Below are 14,473 nucleotides of genomic sequence, written 5' to 3' on the forward strand. Positions count from 1 at the left end.
GCTACCCGAGTCACAGTCGGGTCACGGCCGCCCGGGGTTCAGCTCGACGCGCGACGGGTCAGCGAGACCGGCAAGATCCGCTGGCGGGGCTTGAGATCCCGGTCGTCCATGACCGCCAGCAGCGTCTCGACCATCGCGTGGACCTGCTCGCGCGGGTCCTGGTGCACCGAGGTCAGCGGCGGATCCATCTCCGGCGCCAGGGTCGCGTTGTCGTCGAAGCTGACGACGGCGACGTCCGAGGGGATCCGCCGTCCGGCCGAATGCAGGGTCCGGAGTGCGCCGAGGGCCATCATGTCGCTGGCCACGAAGACGGCGTCGAGGTCAGGACGCCGTTCAAGCAGGTTCGACATCGCCTTCGCACCGCCGGTGAGGGTGAAGTCGGCCTCTTCGACCAGGTCCGCCGGGTCGTATCCGGCGTCGAGCAGGGTCTTGCGCCAGCCCGAGAGCCGGTCGATCGCCGCGCTCTGGTCCTGCGGCCCCGCGATCGTGGCGATCCGCCGGTGACCCGCCTCGACCAGATGCGCGACGGCCAGCTTGGCGCCGCCCTCGTTGTCGAAGTCGACGACGTGGACGCCGCGTTTGAGTCCGGCCGCCTGCCCGCCGTAGACCACCGGGATCCGCAGCTGCCGCAACGCCTTGGGCAGCGGGTCGGTGCGGTGCGGCGCGAACACCAGCACGCCGTCGACGTGCCCGCCGTCGAGGAAGCGCACCGTGCGGTCGAGGTCCTCACGGGTGTCACTGAAGATCAGCACCATCTGGCAGCCGATGTCGGCCAGCTCGCGGTAGCCGGCCCGCATGACCGCGGTGCGGTACGGGTCGTCGAGCAGCCGCGCCTCCGGCTCGGACAGCACGACCGCGACCGCGCCGGTCCGACGGGTGACCAGCGACCGGGCCGCCTGGTTCGGGGAGTAGCCGAGTTCGCGGGCCGCGGCCTGCACCTTCTCGCGGGAACGCGCGCTGACGTAGCCGTCGTCGTTGAGCGCGCGGGAAGCCGTCGACCGGCTGACCCCGGCCGACGCGGCGACGTCTTCCAACGTCGGCCGGTCGTCTTCCCCTGGTCGAGGCCCCACCCGCGTCACCTTCACCCTTCAGCACCATCCGTACCCCCACAGCTTAGTGTCCGCGCGCCCGGAACACTGAGAGCGCTCCCCTGATGGAAACGCTCTTATTACAAGCCCTTGACACGGCCATGGCGCGGCGACAGACTCTGCGCATCCTCTGGGAGCGCTCCCACTTTCGGTCACGCGACGGCGTTCCCACCCATCGGCAAGGGGTTTGACACGTGAGAAGCATCCGGAACGGCCTGGTGCTGGCACTGGGTATCACCATGACGGCGTTCGGAGTGGCGGCCTGCGGGGGTGACGACGGCGGGGCACCCGCCGCGTCGGACCCGAACGCGAAGATCGAACTGACGCTGGCGACGTTCACCGAATTCGGCTACGAGAATCTCATTCCCGAGTACGAACGACTGCACCCGAACATCAAGGTCACCCACCGCAAGACCGGACAGGGTGGCCCGTACCACCAGGATCTGATCACGAAGCTCGCCGCCGGATCCGGCCTCGCCGACGTCACCGCGGTCGAGGAGGGGCACCTGTCGAACGTCCTCGACAAGGGCTCGAAGTTCAACGACCTGCCCAAGATCGGCCCGGCGGACGCCTCCCCCGACCGCTGGCTCGGCTGGAAGTACGACGCGGCGAAGACCAAGGACGGCAAGGTCATCGGCTACGGCACGGACATCGGCCCGCTGGCCATGTGCTACCGCAAGGACATGCTGCAGGCCGCCGGCCTGCCGACCGACCCCGAAGCGGTCAAACCGCTGTTCGCGACCTGGGACAGCTACTTCGCCGCGGGCGAGCAGTACGTCTCCAAGACCGGCGGCAAGGCATGGTTCGACTCGGCGTCGCAGAACTTCAACGCCATGGTCAACCAGCTGCCCACCGGCTACATCGGCAACGACGACAAGCTGGCGCTGGAAGGCAACCAAGGCATCAAGGACGCCTGGACCAAGGTGACCGCGGCCGTCGCGAAGGGACAGTCGGCCAAGCTGACCGCGTTCAGCAACGAGTGGAACTCCGGGTTCAAACAGGGCGCCTTCGCGACCAAGGTCTGTCCCGCGTGGATGCTCGGTGTCATCGAGGAGCACTCCGGCCCGGAGAACGCCGGCAAGTGGGCGGTCACCGCGGCCTTCCCCGGTGGTGGCGGCAACTGGGGCGGTTCGTACCTGACCGTGCCCACGCAGTCGAAGCACCCGAAAGAGGCGGCCGAACTCGCCGCCTGGCTGACCGCGCCCGAGCAGCAGATCAAGGCGTTCCAGGCCAAGGGCACCTTCCCGAGCCAGGTCAAGGCGCTCGAGGACCCGGCGCTGCTGAGCGAGACCGACGCGTACTTCGGTGACCTCAAGGTCGGGCATTTGTTCGCGGAGCAGGCCAAGAAGGTCGCCAAGCCGCAGTACAAGGGCCCGGGTGACGGCCAGATCCAGGAGAACGCGTCGAGCCCGGCACTGCAGGCCGTCGAACAGGGCAAGTCGGCCGACGAGGGCTGGACGCAACTGCTCGACGCCGCGAAGAAGATCACGCGCTGACCGATGACCGTCGTCGACAAGATCGCGCCGGAAGGGAGTAAGGCCGGGGTGCGCACGTCGCCCCGGCCCACCCTCCGGCACCGGCTGAGCCGGTGGGACGTCAAGGTCTCGCCGTACCTCTACATCGCCCCGTTCTTCCTCGTGTTCGGGATCGTCGGGCTGTTCCCGCTGCTCTACACGGCGTATGTGTCGCTGTTCAGCTGGGAGGCGGGCGACGACGCCCCGGACTTCATCGGACTGGACAACTTCAAGGAGCTGTTCGCCGACACGCAGTTCTGGAACGCGCTCGAGAACACCGTCAGCATCTTCCTGCTTTCCAGCGTCCCGCAGCTGATCATCGCCGTCATGCTGGCGGCCCTGCTCAGCGCCAGGCTGCGCGGGGCGACCGGGTGGCGCGTCGGCATCCTGCTCCCCTACGCCGCCAGCCTGGTGGCGCTCGGGATCATCTTCGCGAACCTGTTCGGACCAAAGTACGGCCTGGTCAACGGCCTGCTGCAGACCATCGGACTGGACCCCGTCGACTGGCAGGCGGGCCGGTTCAGCAGCCACGCCGCGATCGCGATCATGGTGAACTGGCGCTGGACCGGCTACAACGCGCTGATCGTGCTGGCGGCGATGCAGGCCATCCCCAAGGAACTGCACGAAGCCGCCCTCATCGACGGGGCGGGCCCCGCTCGCCGGTTCTTCGGCATCACGCTCCCGCTGCTGAAGCCGACGCTGATCTTCGTCACGATCACCTCGACGATCGGCGGGCTGCAGATCTTCACCGAGCCCAAACTGTTCGACGCCATGCCCGGGTCTAACAACGGCGGCTCGTCCAACCAGTTCCAGACCGTGACGCTCTACCTGTACCAAACGGCCTTCGAGAACTACGAACTCGGCTACGCGTCGGCCATCGCGTGGGTGCTGTTCCTGATCATCGTGCTGATCGCGCTGGTGAACTTCTTCCTCACCGGCAGGCTCGCCCGGACTCCGGCGGTGAAGAAGAAATGACCGTGCTCACCAGCAGTGTCAAGCGGAGCGTTTCGGCGCTCGGCAAGCCGCGCCGCGCGACCTACATCGTGCTGACGATCTTCGTCCTGGGCTCGCTCTTCCCGTTCTACTGGTCGTTCCTGGTGGCCAGCCGGGACAGCGGGATGCTCACCGAACGGGTCCCACCCTTCCTGCCCGGCGGCAACTTCTTCGCCAACGCGGCCAGGGTGTTCGACACCGTGCCGTTCTGGAAGGCGCTCGCGAACAGCCTGATCGTGTCCGGCACGGTCACCCTCACCACGGTGCTGTTCTCGTCGCTGGCCGGATTCGCCTTCGCCAAACTGCGCTTCCGCGGCCGGAACGGGCTGTTCGTGTTCATCGTCATCACGCTCGCCGTCCCGACCCAGCTCGGCATCATCCCTTTGTTCATGGCGATGTCCGAGTTCGGCTGGGCCGGCGGACTGCAGTCGGTGATCGTGCCCAACCTGGTGACCGCGTTCGGCGTCTTCTGGATGCGTCAGTACACAGTGGACGCGGTACCGTACGAACTGATCGAGGCGGCCAGGGTCGACGGCTGCAGCATGATCCGGATCTTCTGGAACGTCTGCCTGCCCGCGGTCCGCCCGGCGGCGGCGATCCTGGCGATGTTCACGTTCATGACGTCATGGAACGACTTCCTCTGGCCGCTCGTCGTGCTGGACGCCGGCAATCCCACCGTCCAGCTCGCCCTGGAGAAGCTGCAGAGCGGCTACTACGTCGACTACTCGCTGGTGCTGGCCGGGACGACCCTGGCCACCATCCCGATCCTCATCGTCTTCCTCCTCCTCGGCCGCCAGATCGTGGCCGGGATCATGCAAGGTGCCGTGAAAGGGTGACCATGTCCGCTCATCCCGACAGTGTCCGGGCGAAGACCGCGCTGCTGTTCCCGCCCGGATTCGTGTGGGGCGCCGCCACCGCGGCCTTCCAGGTCGAAGGGGCCACCGACGCCGACGGCCGCACCGACTCGATCTGGGACGTCTTCGCCCGCCGTCCCGGTGCCGTCGTCGGCGGCGACACCGGCGAACCGGGTGCCGACCACTACCGCCGCTACTCCGAAGACGTGGACCTGATGCGTCGGCTCGGGCTCGGCGCCTACCGGTTCTCCCTGTCCTGGCCCCGGATCCGGCCCGACGGCGGCGCGCCGAATCCGGCGGGCCTCGCGTTCTACGACCGGCTCGTCGACAGGCTCCTCGAAGCCGGCGTCGAACCGTGGGCGACGCTCTACCACTGGGATCTCCCTCAGGCGCTGGAAGACCAGGGCGGCTGGGCTTCGCGCGAGACCGCGTTCCGGTTCGCCGAGTACGCCGAAACGATCGTGGCGCATCTGGGCGACCGGGTGGCGAACTGGTCGACGCTGAACGAGCCGTGGTGCGCGGCGATGCTGGGTTACGCGGGCGGGATCCACGCGCCCGGACGGCGGGAGCCGCGCGCCGCCGTCGCCGCCTCGCACCATCTGCTGCTGGGCCACGGCCTCGCGATGGACGTCCTTCGACGGCACGCGCCCGCCGCGTCCTCGGGCGTGACCTTGAATCTGTATCCGGTCTCCGCCGCGGATCCTTCGTCCACTGTGGACGCCGAGGCGGCACGCCGGATCGACGGCCTGCAGAACCGGCTCTTCCTCGACCCGATCCTGCGCGGGCGCTACCCCGCCGACCTGCTCACCGACCTCGCGCCGCTCGGCATCGAATCGCTGATTCGGGAGGGCGACCTCGACACGATCGCGGCCCCGATCGACTGGCTGGGCATCAACTACTACCGCGGCTACCAGGTCGCCGGTTCGCCCCGGCCCGGCAGCGAACCGGCGGGACCCGACTGGCTCGGCGTCCCCGACGTCCACTTCGTGCCCGACGAGACGGCGCCGCGCACCGACTCCGGCTGGGAGGTGCAGCCCTCGCGGCTCACCGAGTGCCTTCTCCAGGTCCACCGGGAATACCGGCCGATCCCGTTGTACATCACCGAAAACGGCGCGTCCTATCCGGACACCATGATCGGCGGCGACATCGCCGACACCGACCGGATCGCGTTCCTCGACTCGCATCTGCGTGCCGCCTACGAAGCCATCGAGGCGGGCGTCGACCTACGCGGGTACTTCTACTGGTCGCTGCTCGACAACTTCGAGTGGGCCGAGGGATACGCCAAACGGTTCGGCCTCGTGCACGTCGACTACGCGACCCAGCGGCGGACCCCGAAGCAGAGCGCGCTCTGGTACGCACGGGCGATCAGCCTCAACGGCCTGAGCTGATCCGCGGTCGCGGCCCGCCGGATATCCCCCGGCGGGCCGCGACCGGTTTTGTTATGGTGGACGCGCAGCTGATCAACGATGCGGGAGACCAGACGTGGCAGGTGAAGACGACATCTCCGGGTGAGCCGGAGTTGCCAGGCCACCGGCGGGAAACGCCGATGTGGCCATGTCGTCGTTCCCTCAACGCCACGTCCGCCGCGGTGCAGCCTTGAGGCGCCCGCATTCTTCGCGAGGTCTTCTCCATGTCAGACGCCTTCGTCGTCGTGTCCGCCCTGTCCTTCTCCTGGCCGGATGACACCCCGGTCTTCGACGACCTTTCCTTCACCGTGCCCGGTGGCCGGACCGGCCTGGTCGCGCCCAACGGGGCGGGCAAGAGCACACTCCTCAAACTGATCGCCGGCGAGTTGCGGCCGCTCTCCGGGACCGTGTCCGCGCAGGGTGTCCTCGGCTACTTGCCGCAGTCGCTGCCGCTCACAGCGGACCTGACCGTGACCGAGGTCCTGGGCATCGCTCCGCAGCTCGCGGCGTTGAACGCGATCGAGTCCGGCGACGCGAGCGACGAGCACTTCACCACCATCGGCAACGACTGGGACATCGAGGAACGCACTCGCGCCCAGCTCGACCGGCTCGGCCTCGACGCCATCGCGCTGGATCGGAGCCTGCGCACGCTGAGCGGTGGGCAGATCATCTCCCTCGGCCTGGCCGCGCAGCTGCTCAAGCGACCCGACGTCCTCCTCCTTGACGAACCGACCAACAACCTCGACCTGGATGCCCGCCGCAAGCTCTACGGCGTCCTCGAAGACTGGTCCGGCTGCCTCCTGCTGGTGAGCCACGACCGGGAACTGCTCGACAAAATGGACCGGATCGCCGAACTCGATCGCGGCGATCTCCGGTACCACGGCGGGAACTTCACCCAGTACGAGGCGGCGGTCAAGGCAGAACAGGAGGTCGCCGAACGCAACGTCCGCAGTGCCGAACAGCAGGTCAAACGCGAGAAGCGGGAGATGCAGCAGGCGCGGGAGCGAGCCGACCGGCGAGCGGGCAACGCGACCCGCAACCTCGGCAACGCCGGGCTGCCGAAGATCTTCGCGGGCACCATGAAACGCAACGCCCAGGAATCCGCCGGCAAGGCGAACGAGACCCACGCCGCACGGGTCAGCGAAGCGAAGAGCCGTCTCGACGAGGCCGAGCGCTCGCTGCGCGACGACCACAAGATCGCGCTGATCCTGCCGGGTACGAACGTCCCGGCCGGACGCACGGTCTTTCACGGCGAGCACATCCAGGTCCGCTACGGCGACCGGAACGTGTTCTCAGGCGACGGCGTCGACCTGACGATCCGCGGCCCCGAACGGATCGCGCTCACCGGCGGCAACGGCTCCGGGAAGTCGACGCTCCTGCGAGTGCTCAACGGAGACCTCGAGCCCAGTGGTGGCACGGTGAAGCGAGCCGAAGGCCGGATCGCGTATCTCTCGCAGCGCCTGGACCTCCTGGACCTGGACCGCACCATCGCCGAGAATTTCGCGACGTTCGCTCCGGGACTACCGGAGTCGCAACGGATGACCTTGCTGGCGCGGTTCCTTTTCCGCGGCGCCCGCAGTCAGCTTCCCGTCGGTGTGCTCTCGGGAGGCGAGCGGCTGCGCGCGACGCTCGCTTGCGTCCTCTTCGCCGAACCCGCGCCTCAGTTGCTTCTCCTGGATGAGCCGACGAACAATCTCGACCTCGTCAGCGTCGGGCAGCTGGAGAGCGCGCTGGGGGCTTATCAGGGGGCTTTCGTAGTGGTGAGTCACGATGAGCGGTTCCTGAAGGAGATCAAGGTAAACAGGAGGATGCGGTTGGCCGGAGGGTCGCTCGTGGACGCTTGAGCCGGTCGATCGCTTGCCCGCGGCCGGTGTTGCGAAGGGCACTTTCGCAACGTTGAAGGTTGGTGGGGCTGGGCGTCGGGGGCTCCGGAGGTCGCGGGTGGTAAGTCGCGTTCTAACGCCACTTACCACCCGCGACCCCTTTCCGGCGGTTCTGTAGTCACGACATTCGGCCAAATCACCCTCTAGTGTTATTCGCACCATTTCGCCGTCACATAACATTACGAACGCATGTTCGACAGGTTTAGGGTATTATTGTGGGGTGTCCGAGACCGAGGTTCCCGTTCTTCCCGAGCTGCCGCAGGAGTTGTGGCGTGCCGGGAAACTGGAGCTTGCCCATGGGGCGCGACACTTCCTGCGAGTGATGCGGGTCGCCGCGGCCGGGTTGGGACGGTTCTTGGCGGAGATCGAGTCTCGGGGCGCCAAGGATTTGTACGGCTATGGGACTACGGAGGCGTGGTTCGCTGATCTCGCGGGTCTGACCCGTGGTGAGGCGGGGGATGTGGTGAAGCGTGCGGTCGCGTTGAATCCGACGCGTGCGCTTGATGGCAGCGAGGTTCCGCCGTTCGCGCCTGCCACTGCGGCGGTCGCGGCCGAGGGGCTGGTCGGTGAGCAGCGGATCGATCAGATCTTGGACGTGCTGCGGAAGATCCCGGCCGAGACCTCGGTGGAGGATCGGGCGTGTGCGGAGAATCAGCTCGCGAATCTTGGCCGGGACGCCGGGCCTTCGGAGATCGCGAAATGTGCGAAGCAGATGCTGGCATGGCTCGACCCCGACGGCAAAGAACCCAAGGACCCCGAACCCACCCAGCCCCGTCGCGAACTCACTGTGGAGCGCCGCAAAGACGGCTTCTGGAACCTCAAAGGCCTGTTGGACGACGAACTCGGCGCCCGCACAGCAGCGTTCATCGAGGCCTATAGCAAGCCTCGCCCGGTCGACGAGTTCGGCGAAGGCGACTTCCGGAGCAAGGCGGAACGTCAGGGTGATGCGTTCGCTGATCTGTTGGATCTCGCGATCGCCTGCCCGGACCAGCCCGGCACCAACGGCTACCGGACCCTGGTGCACGTCACCATCGGACTCGATGAACTGAAAACCGGTCTCGGGACCGCGTGCGTCGATTTCGTCGGAGAGATGACCGCCCGCGACGCCCGCATGGCCGCCTGCGACTGCCTCATGCTGCCCGTCGTCCTCAACGCAGCCGGAGAACCCCTCGATGTGGGACGGCTCAGACGCTTCGTCACCCCCGGCCAACGACGGGCGTTGAACATCCGCGACGGGGGTTGCGCCTTCCCGGGCTGTCACCGGCGGCCGAAGGGCTGTCACGCCCACCACATCCACCACTGGGCAGACGGCGGACGGACCGACCTGCGCAACCTCGTCCTACTCTGCAGCTTCCACCACCGGTTGATCCATCACGGCGAATGGGAAGTCCGAATGGCCGCTGACGGGTTACCCGAGTTCATCCCACCCCAATACCGAGACCCGCTCCGACTACCCCGGCGCAACACCCTCCACCGCGCCGCCTGACCCCGAAGAGCCCGCCAGCCACCGGCGACGGGCCCTTCGGCATGCCCGAGTGCCGACACGGGCTCTACCTCTCAGTTGGTACTCCAGCTGCAGATCGCTCCTGAGCTGTTGGTTCCTACGCCTTCCGTGGCTTACGCCGCTTGCCCCCGCCGTCTCGCGGCCGGTTCCGGTCGGGGGCCAGCGTCGCCGCGTCGAACTGGGCTTTGCTGCTCACTGGTCGGGGTTCAGGTACGAGCGTGGTCGCCGTCGATCGCCACGGGACGGCCGAGGCCCAACCGACCAGGGGCATGGTCTCGTCGTAGTGTGGAGCGAACTGCGCGACGGTGATGGTGGGCATTCGGTAGTTCAGGCCGCGGACGTGTTCGACGAACGTCCGGGGCAGCGAGACGTGGTGGGCTTCCAGGTAGTGCGGGAAGTCCTGGCGCCACAACCAGGTGCCGTCGGTCACCGGTGACGAGCATCCCGGAGAGTGCCGGTGGGTGCTGCCGGTGATGACGTCGTGACCCGCTTCCATGACGTCGATCAGGACGTGGCCGGCGTCCAGGTAGGCCACCAGGTCCGCCTCGTCCGGCTCGCCGACGGACCGGACGGCATCGCGGATCGATCCGTTCGGCTGGCCGGAGCGGGTTTCGAGTTCGTCGTAGAAGCCCAGCAATCCCAGCACTGCGTCTCCTTCGACGAGCCGTTCTCCTGCTGACAGTGGCAGGTGCGGTCACAGATGATCATCGGTGTGTGAAGATAAACGATCACGCGGCGGCCCCAGGTCACAGCGTACTGGCAGGAAGCGTTCGAGGATCTGAGGGACCGCCTCGCGGGCAAGTTCACCCGGACCGGCCACCCGCATGATCACGCGCTTTCTGGACTCCGGACATCAGACACCACCGCTTCTACGACTGCTCACATCCTGCCCAGTACCGCGCCTGGCCACCGCCACCTGCTGATCCGCCGCAATCGCACCAGTCGACCCTGTCACGAGGCAGACCGCTGGCGGCGGCGTATTTGAGCATCACGGAACCGGGATTACCTAACGAAGATCGAATGCCGACACGGGCAAAGTGATTAAAGAAAAGGTCCCGCTTCCGCTCAGCGAAGGCTGGGGGTTCCTGCGAGCGGAAGCGGGAGTTCGGTGGCCGGTACGGTGGGCCGCCTCTCGGCGAGTGGCACATCATGGCTCCGGCCGAACCGGTATTCCATGAAGGCGGAGTTTGAGGCCCGGGGGCACCATCCGTACCGACACCCTGTACAACGATCCGCCGCGTGAAATGTTCCGCGCCGCGGAGCTCTCCCTGACGTGACGTGCGTCAACACTCGATCGTAGCAACGCCGAATATCCGCGCCGGATAAAGAAAAGACCCGCTCCCGCTCAGCGAAGGCCTGGGGGTTACCTGCGAGCGGAAGCGGGAGCTAAAAGCCGGTACGGAGGGCCGCCTCTCGGCGAGTGGCACATCATGGCTCCGGCCGAACCGGTATTCCATGAAGGCGGAGTTTGAGGCCCGGGGGCACCATCCGTACCGACACTCTCTACAACGCACAGCCACCTGGAATGTTCCCGACCACTACCCCACGGAAACAGTGACGCACGTCAACACACGATCGCAGTAACGCTCAACAGGGCGGCGGAACCTGCGCGACGAGTTCCTCGGGGGCCGACAGCCGCCAGGCCTCGTAAACCAGTTCGGTCAGTTCGTCGGACTCGATGCCGTCGAGGTGGACGACCACCCAGCCGAATCCTCCGGCGGTGAACTGGACCTCGAAGACGTCCGGGCGTTCGGCCACGAGCGCCTCTTGTTCCGACAGCGTCTGCTTCAGGCCGACGGTCTGGGTCCGCGGCCAGTAGTACCCGAACCGCTTGCCGCGCACGCTGTACGACTCCCACTCCTTCGCGTCGGAACGCTCGACGTCCGCGAGCTTTTCCAACATCCGGTGGAACTCGTCACTCTGCACACTCACCTGAAACCCCCAGAACTCGGCGGCCACAGTGTAAGCGCACCGGCCGACAGGTTCAGGCGCCCGTCCGCAGGTCGGCCTTGCGCACCTTTCCCGACGCGGTCCTGGGCAGCCGCTCGACGAACTCGAACCGCACCGGCACCTTGTACTTCGCCAGCCGTCCCAGCAGGAACCGTCGCAGCTCGTCGTCGCCGGCGTCACCCGACAGGACGACGAAGGCGCGGCCGACCTCGCCCCATTTGTGGTCCGGGACACCGATCACCGCGGCTTCGGCCACCGCCGGGTGTTCGTAAAGGACGTTCTCCACCTCGGCCGGGTACACGTTTTCCCCGCCGGAGATGAACATGTCCTTCAGCCGGTCGACGATCCGGTAGTGCCCGTCCTCGTCGACGGTCGCGAGATCGCCGGTGCGGAACCATCCGTCCTCGGTGAACGCGGCCGCCGTCGCGACCGGGTTCCGCCAGTAGCCGGGTGTCACGTTCGACCCCTTGACCTGGACCTCGCCCGTTCCCGGCGGCTCCAGCCGGACGTCGGCGAAGAACACCGGAACACCCGCCGAGCCCGCCCGCCCACCACTCTCCCGCGCCTCCAGGAACGTCACGCCCGGCGCGGTCTCGGTCATCCCGTATCCCTGGCAGAACACGAGCCCGCGCCGCTGATACGTCCGCACCAGTTCCTCCGGAACGGACGCGCCGCCGCACATCACGCTCCGCACCGACGACAGGTCGGCGGAAGGCCACCGCGGGGACGCGGCCAAGGTGGCGTACATCGTTGTCACGCCGAACATCCACGTCACCCGGTGCCGCTCGATCAGGTCGAAGCAACCGTCCACATCCCACGATGGGGTGATGAGTGCGCAGCCGCCCTTGACCAGGGTGGGCAGCAGCGTCTGCGCCAACGCGGCGATGTGGAACAGCGGCGCGGTGACGAGGGTGACCTCGTCTCCCCCGACGTCGACCCCGATCAGCAGGTTGAAGGTGTTCCAGAGCAGGTTGGCGTGCGTGAGTGCGGCGCCCTTCGGCCGTCCCGTCGTACCGGACGTGTAGAGGATCAGCGCGACGTCGTCGGCCGCCACGGTCACGTCTGCCGGGGTCTCACCTGGCTCGGCGAGCCAGGTTTCGTAGTCGTCCAGTGTGACTGTTCGGACCGCGGGCCTGTCGGGGACGGTTCGGGGCGCGTGGATCAGCACCGTGGCACCGGAATCGTCGAGGATGTGCTCGATCTCCGGGGCGGTCAGCCGGAAGTTGAGCGGGACGAAGATCGCGCCGAGCGAGGTGGTCGCGAACAGGGTTTCGACGAACGCCGGATGGTTCGGCCCGAGATAGGCCACCCGATCGCCCTTGCGGACGCCCGCCGCGCTCAGTCGCGAAGCCAGCTTCGCGACGCGCTGGGCGAGACGGGCGTACGTCGTCGGTTCGTCTTCGAAGAGCAGGGCGGTGCGCCCGGGCGAGATCCGCGCCCGGCGGGCGGGCCAGCCGCCGATTCCCTCGTCGAGCATCCGCGGTCTCCTATTCGACGGTTTCCACAGCGGCGGTCCTGGCGGGCGACGTCTCGATCAAGTCTCGCCGGTTCGTCTCCTTCAGCGCCAGCACGCAGCCTGCCGAGAGCAGGCAGAACGCCGCGATCGTCCAGGACACCGCCGTCGTCGACGGCTCGCCGGACGCGCGCTGGAACTCGGCGAACAGCACCGGCGCGAAGCCCGCGCCGAGGCCGGCGAGCTGATATCCCAATGAGGCGCCGGTGTACCGGTTCTCGGTGGCGAACAGTTCGGTGTAGAGCGCGGCCAGCGGCCCGTACATCATCGGGTGCAAGACGCCCTGTCCGATCACCAGCGCCACGAGCAGCAGTGCGCCGCTGCGGCTGTCGACGAGCGGGAACAGCAGGAACCCGTACACCGCGGTCACCACCGCGCCGATCATCACGACCGGCCGCCTGCCGAACCGGTCCGAGACCGCCGACCAGCCGATGATGCCCACGACGGCGCACGCGGACGACACGGTGAGCGCGTTCAGCACGGCTTGCCGCCCATGTCCCGCTTGGACGCCGTATGCGAGCACGAACGTCGTCAGCGTCGCCTGCACGACGAACGCGGCGAGCCCCACACCGACGCCCAGCAGCAACGTCTTCGGCTGGTCGCGCAGCACGGCGACGAGCGGGAACCGGCGTCGCGGCGCTTTCGTCTTGGCGGCGAGGAAAGCCGGGGTCTCTTCGACCCGGGAGCGGACGAACAACCCGATCGCCAGGAGCACGACACTGAGCAGGAACGGCACTCGCCAGCCCCAGTCCAGGAACGCAGCCTCGCCGGTGATGGCCACCGTCGCCGTCATCACCAGGGTCGACACGACCATCCCGCTCGGCGCGCCCGCGTTCGCGAAGCTGGCCCACAGGCCGCGCCGCGTTGTGGCGTGTTCGGCGGACATCAGGACGGCGCCGCCCCATTCGCCGCCGACCGAGACGCCCTGCAGCACCCGCAACAGGATCAGGCCGACCGGCGCGGCGGGCCCGATCTGGTCGTAGGTCGGCAGAAGCCCGATGAGGAAGCTGGAGACACCCATCAGCGTCATGGTCATCACGAGCATCCGCTTGCGGCCGAGCTTGTCGCCGAAATGTCCGAAGAGCACGCCGCCCAGCGGCCGGGCGAGATAGCCGGTGGCGAAGGTGCCGAAACTGGCGACCGTCGCGAGCGCGGGGTCGAGATCCGAGAAGAACACCTTGGTGAACACCACCGCGGAAGCCGTGGCGTAGAGCAGGAAGTCGTAGTACTCGATCAGGCTGCCGAGGTAGCTCGAAGCGACCGCTCGGCGGAGCTGGACGTTGCGCTGGGACCGCATGGCCTTCTCCTCCTCGTCAGGCGTAGTGCCGGTAGACGGCGCGCGCGACGCAGGCCGGTTTGGCGGAGCCGTCGAGTTCGATCGTGAAGTCGAGGACCATCTGGACCCCGTCGGCGATGTCGGTGACCTCGGCGACCTTCCCGGCGAGGCGGATCTTGCCGCCGGCCGGGACGGGGCTGGGGAACCGCACCTTCTCCAGTCCGTAGTTCACGCTCATCCGCACGCCGGTGATCTCCAGCAGATCTGAGAACAGCGGGATCAGCAGGGACAGCGTCAGGTATCCGTGCGCGATGGTCCCGCCGAACGGGCCCCCGGCCGCGCGTTCGGGGTCGACGTGGATCCACTGGTGGTCGTCGGTCGCGTCGGCGAACCGGCCGATCCGGTCCTGGGTGATCTCCACCCAGTCGCCGTGGCCGAGGTCCGCGCCCGCGAGGGCCTTGATCTCTTCGATGCCGTTCGCGTGGGTCATGT

Annotated in this window: 12 protein-coding genes; 6 read left to right on the plus strand and 6 right to left on the minus strand. The window is 67.5% G+C overall.

Translation table 11 applies throughout. From position 1 onward, the window contains the following. Positions 1–38 precede the first annotated feature (38 nt). Positions 39–1,085, minus strand: a complete 1,047-nt coding sequence (locus H5J31_RS11460) for a LacI family DNA-binding transcriptional regulator (RefSeq protein ID WP_181772487.1) — start codon at positions 1,083–1,085, stop codon at positions 39–41. A 197-nt stretch (positions 1,086–1,282) separates the two neighbouring features. Between H5J31_RS11460 and H5J31_RS11465 the strand changes: the two genes are divergently transcribed. The 6 genes from H5J31_RS11465 to H5J31_RS11490 all read left to right on the plus strand — a co-directional run bounded on the left by H5J31_RS11465 (position 1,283) and on the right by H5J31_RS11490 (position 9,224). Next, complete coding sequence (locus H5J31_RS11465) at positions 1,283–2,584, plus strand: ABC transporter substrate-binding protein (protein ID WP_181772488.1); 1,302 nt, start codon at positions 1,283–1,285, stop codon at positions 2,582–2,584. 3 nt (positions 2,585–2,587) lie between these two features. Continuing rightward, the gene (locus tag H5J31_RS11470) at positions 2,588–3,577 is read left to right on the plus strand and encodes a carbohydrate ABC transporter permease (RefSeq protein ID WP_181772489.1); all 990 of its coding nucleotides are present in this window, start codon (positions 2,588–2,590) and stop codon (positions 3,575–3,577) included. Then, on the plus strand, positions 3,574–4,431 hold the full coding sequence (locus H5J31_RS11475; RefSeq protein ID WP_181772490.1) for a carbohydrate ABC transporter permease: 858 nt from the start codon (positions 3,574–3,576) through the stop codon (positions 4,429–4,431). Before H5J31_RS11470 ends, H5J31_RS11475 begins: the two co-directional genes overlap by 4 nt. Beyond that, positions 4,428–5,837, plus strand: a complete 1,410-nt coding sequence (locus tag H5J31_RS11480) for a GH1 family beta-glucosidase (RefSeq protein WP_407925041.1) — start codon at positions 4,428–4,430, stop codon at positions 5,835–5,837. The genes H5J31_RS11475 and H5J31_RS11480 overlap by 4 nt, the downstream gene beginning before the upstream one ends. 242 nt (positions 5,838–6,079) lie before the next feature. Beyond that, positions 6,080–7,699 carry a ribosomal protection-like ABC-F family protein gene (gene abc-f / locus H5J31_RS11485; protein ID WP_181772491.1) on the plus strand — a complete coding sequence of 540 codons (1,620 nt, stop codon included), beginning with the start codon at positions 6,080–6,082 and terminating at the stop codon, positions 7,697–7,699. 259 nt (positions 7,700–7,958) lie between these two features. After that, positions 7,959–9,224 (plus strand): HNH endonuclease signature motif containing protein, encoded by a 1,266-nt coding sequence (locus H5J31_RS11490; protein ID WP_181772492.1) that lies wholly within the window; start codon positions 7,959–7,961, stop codon positions 9,222–9,224. 115 nt (positions 9,225–9,339) lie between these two features. Here H5J31_RS11490 and H5J31_RS11495 read toward each other — a convergent pair whose 3' ends face one another. The 5 genes from H5J31_RS11495 to H5J31_RS11515 form a co-directional block, all read right to left on the minus strand. After that, positions 9,340–9,888, minus strand: coding sequence for a hypothetical protein (locus tag H5J31_RS11495; RefSeq protein WP_181772493.1), 549 nt, complete (start codon positions 9,886–9,888; stop codon positions 9,340–9,342). Positions 9,889–10,829: 941 nt separating this feature from the next. Beyond that, entirely contained in the window at positions 10,830–11,174 is a 345-nt protein-coding gene (locus H5J31_RS11500) for an MmcQ/YjbR family DNA-binding protein (protein WP_181772494.1), read from the minus strand. A gap of 52 nt (positions 11,175–11,226) precedes the next feature. Next, positions 11,227–12,669, minus strand: coding sequence for an o-succinylbenzoate--CoA ligase (menE, locus tag H5J31_RS11505; protein WP_181772495.1), 1,443 nt, complete (start codon positions 12,667–12,669; stop codon positions 11,227–11,229). A 10-nt stretch (positions 12,670–12,679) separates the two neighbouring features. Continuing rightward, entirely contained in the window at positions 12,680–14,002 is a 1,323-nt protein-coding gene (locus H5J31_RS11510; protein WP_181772496.1) for an MFS transporter, read from the minus strand. Between the two features lie 16 nt (positions 14,003–14,018). Further along, complete coding sequence (locus H5J31_RS11515) at positions 14,019–14,471, minus strand: MaoC family dehydratase (protein WP_181772497.1); 453 nt, start codon at positions 14,469–14,471, stop codon at positions 14,019–14,021. Positions 14,472–14,473: the final 2 nt, after the last annotated feature.

It is taken from the genome of Amycolatopsis pittospori (genome assembly GCF_013870525.1).
GTDB classification, from domain to species: Bacteria; Actinomycetota; Actinomycetes; order Mycobacteriales; family Pseudonocardiaceae; genus Amycolatopsis; species Amycolatopsis pittospori.